The sequence below is a fragment of the Lentzea sp. NPDC005914 genome (genome assembly GCF_040629405.1).
In the GTDB taxonomy this organism is placed as follows: Bacteria; Actinomycetota; Actinomycetes; order Mycobacteriales; family Pseudonocardiaceae; genus Lentzea.
The window spans coordinates 20,144-33,802 of the sequence record NZ_JBEXVQ010000027.1 but is presented as its reverse complement, the minus strand read 5'-3'; the positions used below and the strand labels follow the sequence as shown (position 1 = coordinate 33,802).

Genomic DNA, 13,659 nt, shown 5'->3' with positions numbered 1-13,659 from the left:
TCAGGACGTGATGCGTTGGTGGCTCACGTCCTGAATCAGAGGTAGAAGACCCCGTACCCGAATCCCATGAAATCCACGGTACTTACGGTCGCAACGCTTTTTCGACGGCGTCGCGAAGGTCCTGCACGCTTTCCTCGGTGCCCGGTGCCGGCCCGAACGTGCTGCCGCCGCCGACGAGCCGGTAGAAGATCAGGCCTTCCAGGAACGCCGTGAAGTGGGCGCCGGCCCGTTCCGGATCCTCGTGGCCAAGGGCTTTCGCGAGTGCCGTGGCCTGCTCACGCGGCGTGTGGACGAGGATCGACCTGAGCTCGGGGTGGTGCGTCGCCTCCAGCATCGCCGCGTACCTGGCGAGCGTCCGGTTCCGTTCGACGAGCCAGCTGTCGAGCGTCCTCGCGATGCTGCCCGCGACGTCGTCGGGGTCGGGAGCCACGTCCAGCCGCTCCAGGGTCGCGAGCCGTTCCACGAACCCCTCGACCAACGCCTTGCGCGTGCGGAAGTACGCGCTGGTGGACCCCTCCGGCAGGCCCGCCTCGCGGTCGACCGCGCGATGGGTGAGCCCGCGCATGCCGTGCTCGGCCACGATCCGGATCGCGGTGTCGGTGATCAGGTCCTTGCGCACTGTGCTCCCCGTCTCCCTCTACAGCTGTAGTCTACAGGTGTAGTGTCTTCTACATCTGTAGAGGAGGCGGGGATGAAGGCGATCGTGGTGGGTGGCGGCATCGGCGGGCTGGCGACGGCGGTGTCGTTGCGGCGCGTCGGCTGGGAGGTCCAGGTTCTGGAGCGCGCCGCGGAGTTCGGCGAGATCGGGGCGGGTATCGGCGTGATGCCGAACGCGCTGCGGGCGCTGGAGTGGATGGGCGTCGCCGACGAGGTCAGGAAGCTCGGCACCCCACGGGTGTCGGGTGGCGTGCGGGCGTCCGACGGGCGCTGGTTGATCCACCTGCCCGAGGCCGGTCAGGAACGGGTCATCGCGATTCACCGGGCCGATCTGCACGGCGTTCTGCTGCGCGCGTTGCCGTCCGAGATCCTCTTCAACAACGTCGAGGTGACCAGCGTTGAGGAGCTGGACGCAGACCTCGTGGTGGCGGCGGACGGCATCAACAGCCGCCTTCGCGCGGAGCTGCTGCCCGACGCGCCGGGACCGGCGTACGCGGGGGCCACGGCGTGGCGAGGGGTGGCGCCGGGTCCGTTCGATCTCCCGATCACGCAGACGTTCGGTCCCGGTGGCGAGGCGGGCATCCTGCCGCTGGGGGACGGCAGGGTCTGCTGGTACGTCGCTACGGCGGCGCCCGCGCAGGCCTCGCTCGACCCCGTCGAGCTGTTCGCGGACTGGCACGATCCGCTGCCGGAACTGGTGAGGTCGACGGCCGACGTGCTGCGGCACGACATCTACGAACTGCCGCTGCTGCCCACGTTCGTGAAGGGCAGGGTGGCGTTGCTCGGCGACGCGGCGCACGCGATGGTGCCGTACCTCGGGCAGGGGGCGTGCATGGCGCTGGAGGACGCGGTGACGCTGGCTTCCGTCGACGGTGATCTCGCCCGGTACGACGCGGTGCGCAGGCCACGCACGCAGGCAGTGTGGAAGGGCTCGAAGCGGGCGGGGAAGTTCGGGATCGAACTGCGGTCGCCGCTCGGGCTGGCGGTGCGGAACTTCGCATTCCGCGCGCTGCCCGGCTCGGTGGCCCTGCGCGGGATGGGCCGTTTCACCTCGTGGCAGGTGCCCGCGATGCCACGATGACGTTCGTACACAGTGGACGGTGTGGAGCACGCGAGCGAGATGCCGGTGCGTTCGGTTCCGGACGGTCGCGAGGGTGACATCGAGGAATCGCCTGGCGCGTACGGCAATCGCCGAACTTCGGCGGCGTGCCCAATCTGAAGTTCACTCGAACGGGTCGAATCCAGCGGTGAACTGGATCACTGGTCAATGTTTGATCTCGGCCAGATAACAGTCGAAAACCACCCTTTGTCGCGCCGTTTGTCACCCGGTTGCGGTATCAAGCACTTGCTGAGCGTGTCGGACGCGGTCCAGTGATCCAGATGGCGTAACGCGAGAGGCGGTTTCCGGTACACGAAAGCGCAACTACGGTGCCTCGCCATGACCCCCGTCCCGACTGTTGTGATGCCCCGTTCCCTCACGGCGCTTCCCCCGGCGCAGGTCGAGAACACCGGCGAAATCGACATCGCCGAGGCAGAGGACTTCGTCCGCCAGCACCACGCCGAGAACCCGGAGATCGGTCCGGTCGAGGCGAGACTGGCCGAGGTGCACGCGGAGATCGCCGCGACCGGCACCTACCGCCACACGACCGCCGAGCTGACCTTCGGCGCCCGGGTGGCCTGGCGCAACAGCTCCCGCTGCATCGGCCGCCTGTACTGGCGCAGCCTGAAGGTGCGCGACCAGCGCGAGACCTCCACGCCCGCCGACGTGGCCGCGGAGTGCGTCGAACACCTCCGCGTGGCGACGAACAACGGCAAGATCCGTCCCGTCATCACGATCTTCGCCCCCGCCGAGCCCGGCATGCCGGCCCCGTCGATCCTGAACGAGCAGATCGTCCGCTACGCCGCCTACCGCGGCACCGACGGCGGTGTGCTCGGTGACGCCCGGAACCTGGCCCTGACGGAGCTCGCGTTGAAGCGCGGCTGGCAGCCACCGGCGGCGCGCGGTCCGTTCGACGTGCTGCCGCTGATGGTGTCCTGCAAGGGCCACGACCCGGCGCTGGTCGAGATCCCCGCCGACGCCGTGCTGGAGGTCCCGCTGTCGCACCCGGATCTCCCGTGGCTCGCGACGCTGGGCGTGAAGTGGCACGCCGTTCCCGCGATCAGCAACATGCGGCTGCGCATAGGCGGCATCGACTATCCGTCGGCGCCGTTCAACGGCTGGTACATGGGCACGGAGATCGGCGCCCGCAACCTCGCCGACCACGACCGGTACGACCTGCTGCCGTACATCGCCAAACGAATGGGCCTGGACATGTCGTCGGAGGCGACGTTGTGGCGCGACCGAGCGTTGATCGAGCTCAATCGCGCCGTCCTGCACTCGTTCGGCGAGGCCGGGGTCACGATCACCGATCACCACACCGAGTCCAAGCGGTTCCTGACGCACCTGGAGAAGGAGGAGGCGGCGGGCCGTTCGTGCCCCGCTGACTGGTCGTGGATCGTGCCACCCGTGTCGGGCGGGCTCACACCGGTCTACCACCGCTACTACGACTCGGGTGAACTGCTGCCGAACTTCTTCCCCGCAGGCAGTTCATCGCAGGGTTGTCCTATGTCGCAATGATTCGCGGCGGCACACTGTCCGGGTGCAACTGACCCGGAGTCTGTCCCTGACCGACGCCGTCTTCGTCGGGCTCGGCTCGATGATCGGCGCGGGCGTGTTCGCGGTGTTCGCCCCGGCCGCGGCGGCGGCCGGGTCCGCACTGCTCGTCAGCCTCGTCATCGCGGGCGTGATCGCATGCTGCAACGCGTTGTCCAGCGCGTGGCTCGCGGCCGAGTACCCGCAGTCGGGCGGCACCTACGTCTACGGGCGCGAACGCCTCGGCCGGATCTGGGGTGACCTGGCCGGCTGGGCGTTCGTGCTGGGCAAGACGGCGTCGTGCGCGGCCATGGCGTTGACGGTCGGCACTTACGCAGGCGCGCCCAAACTCGTGGCGGTCGCGGCGATCGTGGCGTTGACCGTCCTCAACCTGACCGGCGTCCAGAAGTCCGCGATGGCCACCAGGATCATCGTGATCGCCGTCATTCTCGCGCTCGCGGCCACCACGGTCACCGCCCGGGAGGCGGCCGTGCCCGCCGACTTCAAGGCAGCGGGCATCCTTCCCGCCGCCGCACTTCTCTTCTTCGCGTTCGCCGGCTACGCGCGCATCGCCACCCTCGGCGAAGAGGTCAAGGAACCGCGCAGGACGATCCCCAGGGCCGTGATCATCGCTCTGGCCATCACGTTGATCGTCTACGCGGTCGTGGCCGTCACCGCGTTGAACGCACTGGGCGGCGATCTGGCCACGAAGACGCTGGCCGACGTGTCCCCGGCGCTGGCCCCGGTGATCAGGGTCGCCGCCTGCCTGGCCGCGCTCGGCTCGTTGCTCTCGCTGCAGCTGGGGGTGAGCCGGACCGCGCTGGCCATGGCTCGCGACCGCCGGCTGCCGGGGTTGCTGACCGATCTGCGTGCCGCGGAGATCGTGGCGGGACTGGCGGCGATCGCGCTGGTACTCGCTGTCGACGTCACGAAGGCGATCGTGTTCAGCTCGTTCTGCGTACTGCTCTACTACGCGATCGCCAACGCCAGCGCGTGGACGCTCGGTAAGCGCGTCGTGCCAGCGATTGGGCTGGCAGGGTGCCTGATCCTCGCTGGTGCGGTTCTCTGGCAACTTTGAATGCTCCCGGCCCTGTACGGGCCGTGTGGAATTCTCGGCTCAGGCTGCCTGCTCGTCCGGCGGACGAGCAGGTCTTGTGCCATCAGCGCCGACCGGGTTCAAACCTGCCCGGACCAGTATCACCGCCGCAGAGTTCTTGTCCCTGGGGGACGCGGCTCCGCATGAGGTGCAGGTGTAGGTGCGTTCGGACAGCGGCAACGTGTGCTTGGTTCTCGCACCGCATGCCGCGCAGTCCATCGTGGTGTGTTTCGGATTCACCAGCCGCAGGTCGCGGCCGTGCTTGCGGGCCATCGCGATCAGCTCGCTTTTGGTGGCACCGATCGCGGCGTCCGCGGCTTTGCGGGCCATCGTGGATTTGGCCAGGAACTTCGGCCGGAAGTCCTCCACAGCGAGCACATCATGGTCGCGAACAACCCGCTTGGCCCATTTGCGGCCGGTGTCCTGCCGCCGCCGGGCGACCTTCTTCTGGATCTTCGCCGCCTGCCGCTTGGCGTGCTGGTAGCCCTTCGAACCAGGCCGGCCCTTGACCGGACGGCGACGAGCCATCATCCGCTGATACCGCGCCAGGCCCTTCGCGGCATTCCTGCCGTGCTGAGGGTGCGGCAAGTCATGCGCGTCGCTGGTGGTGGTGGCGAGTTGCTTCACGCCCCAGTCGACACCGATCACCCGGCCGGTTCCTGGCAAAGTCTGGACGTGCGTCCGGACGACGAAGGAGCAGTACCAGTGGCCGAGGTTGTCGCGGTACACACGAACAGACGACGGCACGGCTGGCAACTCCCGCGACCACACCGGCCGCACCACAATCCCGCCCGCCAGGCGCAGCGCGCCGTCACACAGCCGGAACCCGCGCTGCGTGTAGTTGAGTGTCGGCTCGGCCAGTGACCGCTTCTTGAACCGTGGCATCCCGGCACGCCGCCACTGCGGCACCCGCTCCCGCACATCCTCGAGCGCCTTGGCACGCGACGCACCGAAATCCCGGATTACCTGCTGCTGCGCAACCGACGATCCGGCCCGCAACCACACCTGCCCGGCACGCCAACCCGTCAGGATCCTGTCCAACTGCGCCGGGCCGCACGTACGCGGATCGCCAGGATTCTCGCGGTTGTGCCGATGCGTCTCACGTGACTTCGCGACGCACTGATTTCACACCCACCGGCACCGATCCCACTCCGCCAGCAACATCCGACGGGCCGACGACGACAAGCGCAGCCGATAGGTATACCGGGCCACACTCATCGAATCTGCCACGCAGGCGATCTTATCGAACAAATGTTCGGCTCGGTCTGGTGGTCGTGGACATCGCACCACCAGCCAGGACGGCTGCCGGCGTGCTGCGGGCCCGGATCACCCCGGCTCCCGCCGGACCGCACCTGCGGAGCCCGTATTCCTCCCCGGCCTGAAGATCCGGGGCATCCCTTCGGAGCAAAAGGTAATATGGCCCAGGTCACCTTTGATCGCGTAACGTGCGTACGGTGAAAGTGGGAACACCCGCAGAGTCGCGGCCCGCCGAGCGCCGAGTCGCCTGCGTACCGGAAACGGTGTCGTCGTTGGTCGACGCTGGACTGACCGTGCACGTACAGGAAGGCGCCGGGCGTCATGCCCACGCTCCCGACGCCGCGTACCGCGCCGCCGGGGCGACCGTGACGCCAGACGACCCGATGGCCGAGTGCGACGTCGTCGTGTCTGTGCAGCCGCTGACCACCGGCCAGGCCGCGTTGCTCAAACCCGGCGCCGTCACCATCAGCTTCCTGCAGCCCGCCAATGAGCGTGAGCTGCTCGAGGTCTACCGCGACCGCCGCGTCACGTCGTTCAGCTTCGACCTGCTGCCACGGGTGACGCGTGCCCAGACCGCGGACGCCCTGTCCTCGCAGGCACTGGTCGCCGGCTACCGGGCCGTCCTGGTCGCCGCCGAACGACTACCGCGCTTCCTGCCCATGTTCACCACGGCCGCCGGCACCGTGCCTCCAGCCAAGGTGCTGGTGCTGGGTGCGGGTGTCGCGGGACTGCAGGCGATCGCGACCGCGCGCCGTCTCGGCGCCGTCGTGGAGGCTTACGACGTCCGCAAGGCCGCGGGCGAGGAAGTCCGCAGTCTCGGTGCCAAGTTCCTCGAGCTCGACCTGGAGACGCAGTCCGGCGTCTACGCGTCGGTGCAGTCCGAGGAGTTCCTGGAACGCCAGCGAGAGCTCATCGGCGAGCACGTCGCCCAGTCCGACGTCGTGATCACCACCGCCGCGATCCCCGGCCGCAAGGCCCCGGTGCTCGTCACGACCGACATGCTCAAGGCCATGGCACCCGGTTCGGTGGTGGTCGACCTGGCCGCGGAGTCCGGCGGCAACTACGCGGGATCCGTTGCGGGGCAAGAGACCTGGGTCGGCGAGGTGCTCGTGCACGGCGCGCTGAACCTGCCGTCGTCGATGCCGGTGCACGCGAGCCGCCTCTACTCGCGCAACGTCCTGAACCTGCTCAAGCTGATGATCGTGGACGGCGTGGTGCAGCCGAACCTCGACGACGAGGTGCTCGACGGCTGCTGCCTCACCCACGACGGTCAGATCCGCAAGGAGTTGCCGTGATCGACCTGCTGACGATCTTCGTGCTGGCCGTGTTCGTGGGCTTCGAGGTGGTCTCGAAGGTGTCCACGATCCTGCACACGCCGCTGATGTCCGGTGCGAACGCCATCCACGGCGTGATCCTGGTCGGCGCGATCCTGATCACCGGGTCGGCCGAGAGCACCCTGGAGCTGGTTCTCGGGTTGCTCGCGGTCTTCCTGGCCACGGTCAACGTCGTCGGCGGCTTCGTGGTGACCGACCGGATGCTGGAGATGTTCAGGAAATGACGGTCCAGCTGATGTACCTCGTCGCGGCGCTGTGCTTCATCCTGGCGCTGAAAGGCTTGAGCTCGCCCAAATACGCGCGCTACGGCAACTTCGTCGGCGCGTTCGGCATGCTCGTCGCCGTCGTCACCGCGTACCTGCACGGCGTCGTCCACAACGGACTGTGGATCCTGATCGCGGTCGCGCTCGGTGTGGGCGTGGGCATCCCGGCCGCGCGGTCGGTGAAGATGACCGCGATCCCGCAGATGGTGGCTCTGTTCAACGGAGTCGGCGGTGCGGCGGCGGCTCTGGTGGCGCTGGCGGAGTTCTTCACCGTGCGCGATCCGGACTTCCTGTTCCTGCTCGCGTCGGTGCTCACGGTCCTGATCGGCTCGGTCAGCTTCTCCGGTTCGGTGGTCACGTTCCTGAAGCTGCAGGAGCTGATGACCACCCGGCCGGTGCTGCTTCCGGCCGGGCAGCAGCTCGCGATCGCGGCCGGTGTGTCGTCGGTCGCCCTGTGCGCCTTGACGATCGCGACGCCGAACGGCTTCCTGCTGTGGCTGCTGGCCGCCGTCGGACTCGCGCTCGGCGTGCTGTTCGTGCTGCCGGTCGGTGGCGCGGACGTGCCGATCGCGATCTCGCTGCTGAACGCGTTCACCGGTCTCGCGGTGGCGGCGTCCGGGTACGTGCTGGCCAACACCCTGCTGATCGTCGCGGGCACGCTCGTCGGCGCGTCCGGCACGATCCTGACCCGGCTGATGGCGCAGGCGATGGGGCGATCGCTCACGAACATCCTGTTCGGCGCGTTCAAGGCCACCACTGTGGTGGCGCAGGGTGAAGAGCAGCGGACGGTCAAGTCCGGCACGGTCGAGGACGTCGCGATCCTGCTGGGGTACGCGAACAACGTCGTCGTAGTGCCCGGATACGGGCTGGCCGTCGCGCAGGCTCAGCACGCCGTGCGCGAGCTCGTGGCGCAGCTCGAACGCCGGGGAGTCTCGGTGGCGTACGGGATTCACCCCGTGGCGGGCCGGATGCCCGGGCACATGAACGTGCTGCTGGCCGAGGCCGACGTGCCGTACGAGCAGCTCAAGGAGCTCGACGACGTCAACCCCGGCATCACGTCGGTCGACGTCGCGGTGGTCGTCGGCGCGAACGACGTCGTGAACCCCGGTGCGCGCGACGAGCCGTCCAGCCCGATCTACGGCATGCCGATCTTCGACGTCGATCGCGCGAAGTCCGTGGTGTTCATGAAGCGGTCGATGCGGCCGGGCTTCGCTGGTGTGGACAACGAGCTGCTCTACAACCCCAAGACGACGCTGTTGTTCGGTGACGCCAAGGACTCGCTCACGAAGCTGCTGGCGGCGGTGAAACAGCTGTAGCCAGCAGTTCGGTAACCTCGGCCGCGGACAGGGCGGGCAGCAACCCGATCACGGCGTCCGCGCCGACGGAACGCCAGTGCTCGGCGTCGTCGAGCGTGTGCACCTCGTCGACGGCGAACCGCACGCCGAAGCTGTGCACGGCGGTGACGAGGTCGCGCATCGCTTGACGCAGCGGGGAGTCCGTGCCCGGCGCGGGGGCGCGGGTGATCACCGTGCGGACCGGCACCTCGGTCAGCACCGTCAGCTCGTCGTGCCCGCCGTGGAAGCCGTCCAGCGCCGTCACGATGCCGCTGTCGTGCAGCACCACGGCGTTGTCGTCGCCGGCGAGCACCGAGGAGATGTCGAGTGCGATCCGCAGCCGGTCGGGCGGCAGGCCCGTCTCGTCCAGCGCTCGCTTGACGTCGGCGACCAGGTCCTCGTCGCGAGACTGCAGGGCGCCCAACGCGATGTGCAGCGCGGGCGCCCGGTCGCCGAACTCCTCGACCCATCTCGCGGCTTGAGCGCACGCCTCGCGCAGCAGCCACCTGCCGATCGGCAGCGACAGGCCCGTCGAGTCCGCCAGCGCCATGGTGTCGTTGTGGCTCAGGTCGTCCCAGTGCAGGCGGGCGACGGCACCGAGCACCTCGCGTGTCTCGAGGTCGTGCACCGGCGCGTAGAGGATCTCCAGCTCGCCGTGCTCCCACGCACCCGGCATCGACGCGGCCAGCGCGTACCTGCCGCGGCGGCGGGCGTCGTCGTGCGGGTCGTGCAACGCCCACTGCCGCTTGCCGCGCGATTTCGCCTGGCGCAACGCGGCATTGGCGCACCGCATCAGCTCGTTGGCCGTCGCGAACGCCGGAGGCCGGTCCACCACGCCGATGCTGGCCGACAGCGCGATGCCGTGATCGTCCACAAAGGTCGGTTCGGCGAGCGCCTCCTGGATCTCCTCGATGGTCGTCGTGACGGTGTCGGAGAAGGTCATCATCGCGAACTCGTCACCGCCGATCCGTGCCAGCACGGCCTTCTTCTCACCGGCGAGCTTGCCCAGGCGCGCCGCGACGATCTTGAGGAGCTTGTCGCCGGTCTCGTGGCCCACGCCGTTGTTGACGACTGAGAACGCGTCCAAACCCAGGTGGTACAACGTGATCGGGTTGTTCGTGTCGCGTCGTTCGACCTGCGTGACGAAGTGCTGGCGGTTCGACAGGCCGGTCAGCGAGTCGTGCAGCAACTGGTGGTCCAGGCTGCGCTGCAACAGGTGCAGCTCGCTGATGTCCTCGACCATCGTGACGTGGTGGGTGGGTTCGCCGTCCGCGTCGCGCAGCAACGACACCGCGAGGTACACCCACACCGGCTCGCCGTCGGCGCGGATCAGCTTGCGCTGGTCGCGGAACCTGTCGAGGTGCCCCTCGCGCACCTTCCGGTACGAGGCGCCCAGGGCTGCCACGTCCTCGGGGTGGTAGAACTCGGTCAGGTCGCGGTCGTTCAGCTCGGCACCCGACTCCAGCCCGACGATCTCGGCGAGCGTGTCGTTCGCCTCGACGCACCTGCCGGTGAGGTCGGTGATCACGATGCCCAGCGCGGCGGAGTCGAAGACCTCCCGGAACCGCGCCTGGCTGACCTTCAGCGTGCGTTCGACCCGCTGTTTGGCCCGCACGATCGCGACCTTGATCTGCTCCTGCTGGTCGAACGCGTCCATCCGCATGGCCTGCGCGTACGCGGAGCTCAACCTGGCGAGCAGAGGTAGTTCGAAGGTGGGCGAAAGAACCTCGATCGTGGCACGCAACGAGTCCGGTCCGGTTGCGTGCAGTGACACCAATTGATCGGCTACCGATTCAGGTGACTCGGGCAGCGCCACCAGTGAATCGAGAAGAACCTGCTCGATTTCGGCGTGGGACAGCGGGATGTACGCGGTCTGAGTGAGCGCGTTCATCCAGCGGGCGGCGAGCTCCGGAAGTTCCATTCTGTGCACAGAGCGTACGGACTCACCGCCCGTGGGCCAACATCGACAAGCGGCTAGGCCTTCCGGCCTACAGCAGCGTAAATGCCCGCCTTGTCCGGATCATCGGTGTTCGTGCTCTCCGGCCGCCACAGGGGCAGCGGCACGATGCCCGGCTCCACGAGCTCGAACCCGTCGAAGAACCCCTCGATCTCGGTTTTCGTGCGCGGGAACATCGGGTTCTGGCTCTTCTTCATGACCTCGACGACCCCGGCCATCTCCTCGGGCTGCAGGTCCTGGGTGAACTGCGAGACCGCCAGGTAGCTGCCCTGAGCCACGGCGTCGCGGTACGCCGCCACGATCGCGCGCGGATCGGCCTCCGGTGGCACGAAGTGGAAGACACCGGAGGTCAGCACGCCGACGGGCTGCGTGAAGTCGATGAGACCGCTTCCCTCCGCGGCTTTCAGCACGTCCGCGGGGCGGGTCATGTCCTCCTGGATGATCGTCGCGCGCGGGTCGTGCTCCAGGATGAGCTGGCTGTGCGCGACCGCGACCTCCTCGAAGTCCACGTACACCACGCGGGTCTCCGGGTCGGCCTTCTGCGCGATCTCGTGCACGTTGCCGACCGTCGGGATGCCGGAACCGAGGTCGAGGAACTGCCGGATGCCGTTGTCCATCATGAACAGCACGGCCCGGCGCAGGAACCCCCTGTTCAGCCGCGCGATCGTCCGCGCGTTCGGCTGGGCCTGCAGGAACTTCTCCGCCAGCGCTCTGTCGGCCGCGAAGTTGTGCCCGCCACCGAGCAGGTAGTCGTAGAGTCGAGCAGCGCTCGGCTTCCCCGTGTCGACGCCGTCCGGAACCCAGCTCACCCGTTCAGACATGCGCCCAGGCTACTGACGCGCCACACGCGTGCGGCAGGGGTGGAGCCCTTTTGGCCCATCGAAACCCGCTGCCGTCACTGGAAAGTGTGAACCAGCGCGGTGGCGACCGCGACGCCCAGCGCCGTCCCGAGCCCCCGCGCGACGTTGACCAGCCCGCTCCCGACCCCGGCCGAGCACTCCGGGAGCGCGCTCATCACCCGTTTCGTGCAGGCCGGCGCGATGATCCCGAGCCCGATGCCCGCGACGACGAGCTGAAGCACCTGTGGCACAGGCATGATCAGTGCCGTCGCCGTGATGAGCGCCCCGGTCCTGATGCCCGGTCTGTGGAGCATCGTCGCCGCGACGGCGAACCCGAGCGGCAGAGCGGCCGTCGTGAGTCCTATGTGCGCCAACGGTTGCTTCATCGTGAACGGCAGCAACGTCATCGGCGCGAACAACGCGGCGTACGTGAGCAGCACGCCCGTCAGTCCCGGCAGGACCTTCCAGCCCGGCTTCGCCTTCTCCGGCTTGGTCTTCGTGCGGGGGAGCAGGTAGTGGCCCGCGATCATGGCGACGACCCCGATGGGCACGTTGATCGCGAACACCGCCTGCCAGCCGTGGTGCTCGGTGAGGTACCCGCCGAGGATCGGCCCGGCGGCGAGCCCGGTCGCCTGCGCGGCGGCCTGGACGCCGAGCGCTCTGCGTCGTTGATCGGGCGCGACCGCGGTGGTGACCAGCGCGACGCTGTTGGCCTGCAACATCGCCGCACCGACAGCCTGCGCGACGCGGGCCGCGATCAGCGCGTCGAAACTCGGCGCGTACACACACGCGATGGACGCGCCGGTGAAGACCGCGAAGCCGTAGATGTAGACGATCTTGCGGCCCAGCCGGTCCGCGATCCTGCCCATTGGGACGAGCAGCGCCACGAGCGTGATCAGGTAGCTGAGCGAGATCCACTCGGGATCCGCGGCGAAGTGCTGACCCATCGCGGGGAACGCCAGCGTGACGATCGAGGCGTCCAACTGCCCCATGAACGCCCCGAAGCAGACCGTCGCGATGACCAGCCACGGCGCATACGACCGGCGCGCGATCCACGCCGGCCTGGGGGACTCCGTGACGAACCAGTTCATCGTATCCAGATTATATCTGACCCAGAGCTATTGCTCGAAGTTCAGTAGTATTTCTGCATGTCAGACGAAGCCCGCACGCTCACCGACGTCGTCACTCGCCTGCGCCGGGCGCTGCGGACGAGCATCCGGGCGGACTGGCCCTGGGAATCCCTGCCGATGGCGCAGGTAGAACTGCTGCAGACCCTCGCGGAACGCCCGCCGATGAAGGTCGGCGATCTTGCCTCGGCCCTTCGCCTGGCCCCCAACACCGTCTCCGGCCTGGTGTCCCAGCTGATCGACTCAGGCCTCGTCGTGCGCGGCGGAGACCCCAAGGACAGGCGGGTAGCACGACTATCCGTCTCACCCCGTGGACACGAACAGCTGCTCGTGTGGCAGCGCGAACACGAGAAGAGAATCGGTGCCGCGCTGGGCAAGCTGGAGGCCTCCGAGCGCGAGGATGTCGTGCGCGCCCTGAAGGCCCTGGATCATCTGGTCGAGCACCTTGCCGAACCCACAGCCTGATCCGGTGGACCCGGACGTCGACCTGCACGTCCCGGCCCAACGCACCGAGCTCCACCTGCCGTTCGTGGCTTTGGTGTCGCTGGGCGGCGGGCTTGGAGGCGTTGCGCGCTACGGGTTGTCGTTGGCGGTGCCGGGTGCGTGGGGGTTGTTCGTCATCAACGTGCTCGGGTCGTTCCTGATCGGCGTGCTGATGGGATTGGTTCCCCGGCCGTTGGTGCGCGCCTTCTTCGGGGTTGGGCTTCTCGGCGGGTTCACGACCTTCTCGTCGTACGCGCTGTCGTGGTCGTGGGCGCTGCTGGTGACGCCGGTTTGTGCTGTGCTGGCAGCGTTTCTCGGGCTGCGGGTGACGCGATGACGGCTCTGGTGGTGTTTCTGGGCGCTGCCTTGGGCGCGCCTTGCCGGTACCTGCTCGACCGGTTCGTGCAGTCGAAGCACGAGTCCGATTTCCCTTGGGGCACATTGACGGTGAACGTCGTGGGGTGCTTCCTGATCGGGCTTGTCGTTGGTACGGACTGGATGCCGTTGCTGGGGACGGGGTTCTGCGGCGGGCTCACGACGTACTCGACGTTCAGCTACGAGACGGTGAAGCTGCTGGAGACCGAGAAGTACCGCCCAGCACTGTTGAACGTCGTGGTCAGCGTCGCGTTGGGGTTGGGTGCGGCGGCTGCAGGTCTGGGTCTGTCGGGCTGATCCCGGCG

At 68.2% G+C, this 13,659-nt stretch carries 13 protein-coding genes and 1 pseudogene; 9 read left to right on the top strand and 5 right to left on the bottom strand.

Translation table 11 applies throughout. The features are described from left to right. Positions 1-82: 82 nt before the first annotated feature. The gene (locus tag ABZ345_RS31795) at positions 83-619 is read right to left on the bottom strand and encodes a TetR family transcriptional regulator (protein ID WP_359856810.1); all 537 of its coding nucleotides are present in this window, start codon (positions 617-619) and stop codon (positions 83-85) included. A gap of 72 nt (positions 620-691) precedes the next feature. Between ABZ345_RS31795 and ABZ345_RS31790 the strand changes: the two genes are divergently transcribed. The 3 genes from ABZ345_RS31790 to ABZ345_RS31780 all read left to right on the top strand — a co-directional run bounded on the left by ABZ345_RS31790 (position 692) and on the right by ABZ345_RS31780 (position 4,367). After that, on the top strand, positions 692-1,738 hold the full coding sequence (locus tag ABZ345_RS31790) for an FAD-dependent monooxygenase (protein WP_359856807.1): 1,047 nt from the start codon (positions 692-694) through the stop codon (positions 1,736-1,738). A 381-nt stretch (positions 1,739-2,119) separates the two neighbouring features. Next, the gene (locus ABZ345_RS31785) at positions 2,120-3,274 is read left to right on the top strand and encodes a nitric oxide synthase oxygenase (RefSeq protein WP_359857098.1); all 1,155 of its coding nucleotides are present in this window, start codon (positions 2,120-2,122) and stop codon (positions 3,272-3,274) included. Between the two features lie 22 nt (positions 3,275-3,296). Further along, on the top strand, positions 3,297-4,367 hold the full coding sequence (locus ABZ345_RS31780) for an APC family permease (RefSeq protein WP_359856804.1): 1,071 nt from the start codon (positions 3,297-3,299) through the stop codon (positions 4,365-4,367). A 39-nt stretch (positions 4,368-4,406) separates the two neighbouring features. Here ABZ345_RS31780 and ABZ345_RS31775 read toward each other — a convergent pair. Then, positions 4,407-5,498 (bottom strand): annotated as a pseudogene (locus tag ABZ345_RS31775) (transposase); the annotation flags it as partial. A 341-nt stretch (positions 5,499-5,839) separates the two neighbouring features. Between ABZ345_RS31775 and ABZ345_RS31770 the strand changes: the two are divergent. From ABZ345_RS31770 to ABZ345_RS31760, 3 genes are read left to right on the top strand one after another with little or no spacing between them, the layout of a single operon-like run. Continuing rightward, positions 5,840-6,937, top strand: a complete 1,098-nt coding sequence (locus ABZ345_RS31770; protein ID WP_359856801.1) for a Re/Si-specific NAD(P)(+) transhydrogenase subunit alpha — start codon at positions 5,840-5,842, stop codon at positions 6,935-6,937. Beyond that, positions 6,934-7,200 (top strand): NAD(P) transhydrogenase subunit alpha, encoded by a 267-nt coding sequence (locus ABZ345_RS31765; protein ID WP_045309221.1) that lies wholly within the window; start codon positions 6,934-6,936, stop codon positions 7,198-7,200. The genes ABZ345_RS31770 and ABZ345_RS31765 overlap by 4 nt, the downstream gene beginning before the upstream one ends. Continuing rightward, a complete protein-coding gene (locus tag ABZ345_RS31760) occupies positions 7,197-8,555 on the top strand; it encodes an NAD(P)(+) transhydrogenase (Re/Si-specific) subunit beta (RefSeq protein ID WP_359856798.1) in 1,359 nt (452 codons plus the stop codon). The genes ABZ345_RS31765 and ABZ345_RS31760 overlap by 4 nt, the downstream gene beginning before the upstream one ends. Here the strand turns inward: ABZ345_RS31760 and ABZ345_RS31755 are convergent. From ABZ345_RS31755 to ABZ345_RS31745, 3 genes are all read right to left on the bottom strand, one after another. Next, positions 8,521-10,494, bottom strand: a complete 1,974-nt coding sequence (locus tag ABZ345_RS31755) for a diguanylate cyclase (protein ID WP_359856795.1) — start codon at positions 10,492-10,494, stop codon at positions 8,521-8,523. The two genes, ABZ345_RS31760 and ABZ345_RS31755, sit on opposite strands and share 35 nt — an antisense overlap. Positions 10,495-10,547: 53 nt before the next feature. Beyond that, positions 10,548-11,351, bottom strand: coding sequence for an SAM-dependent methyltransferase (locus ABZ345_RS31750; protein WP_359856793.1), 804 nt, complete (start codon positions 11,349-11,351; stop codon positions 10,548-10,550). A 74-nt stretch (positions 11,352-11,425) separates the two neighbouring features. Further along, positions 11,426-12,460 (bottom strand): MFS transporter, encoded by a 1,035-nt coding sequence (locus ABZ345_RS31745; RefSeq protein ID WP_359856790.1) that lies wholly within the window; start codon positions 12,458-12,460, stop codon positions 11,426-11,428. 57 nt (positions 12,461-12,517) lie between these two features. On the opposite strand from ABZ345_RS31745, the gene ABZ345_RS31740 reads away from it, so the two are divergent. The 3 genes from ABZ345_RS31740 to crcB are packed head-to-tail and all read left to right on the top strand — an operon-like array spanning position 12,518 to position 13,651. Continuing rightward, on the top strand, positions 12,518-12,961 hold the full coding sequence (locus ABZ345_RS31740; protein ID WP_359856787.1) for a MarR family transcriptional regulator: 444 nt from the start codon (positions 12,518-12,520) through the stop codon (positions 12,959-12,961). A gap of 4 nt (positions 12,962-12,965) precedes the next feature. Beyond that, positions 12,966-13,316 carry a CrcB family protein gene (locus ABZ345_RS31735; protein ID WP_359856784.1) on the top strand — a complete coding sequence of 117 codons (351 nt, stop codon included), beginning with the start codon at positions 12,966-12,968 and terminating at the stop codon, positions 13,314-13,316. Next, positions 13,313-13,651, top strand: coding sequence for a fluoride efflux transporter CrcB (gene crcB, locus ABZ345_RS31730; RefSeq protein WP_359856782.1), 339 nt, complete (start codon positions 13,313-13,315; stop codon positions 13,649-13,651). The genes ABZ345_RS31735 and crcB overlap by 4 nt, the downstream gene beginning before the upstream one ends. Positions 13,652-13,659 lie beyond the last annotated feature (8 nt).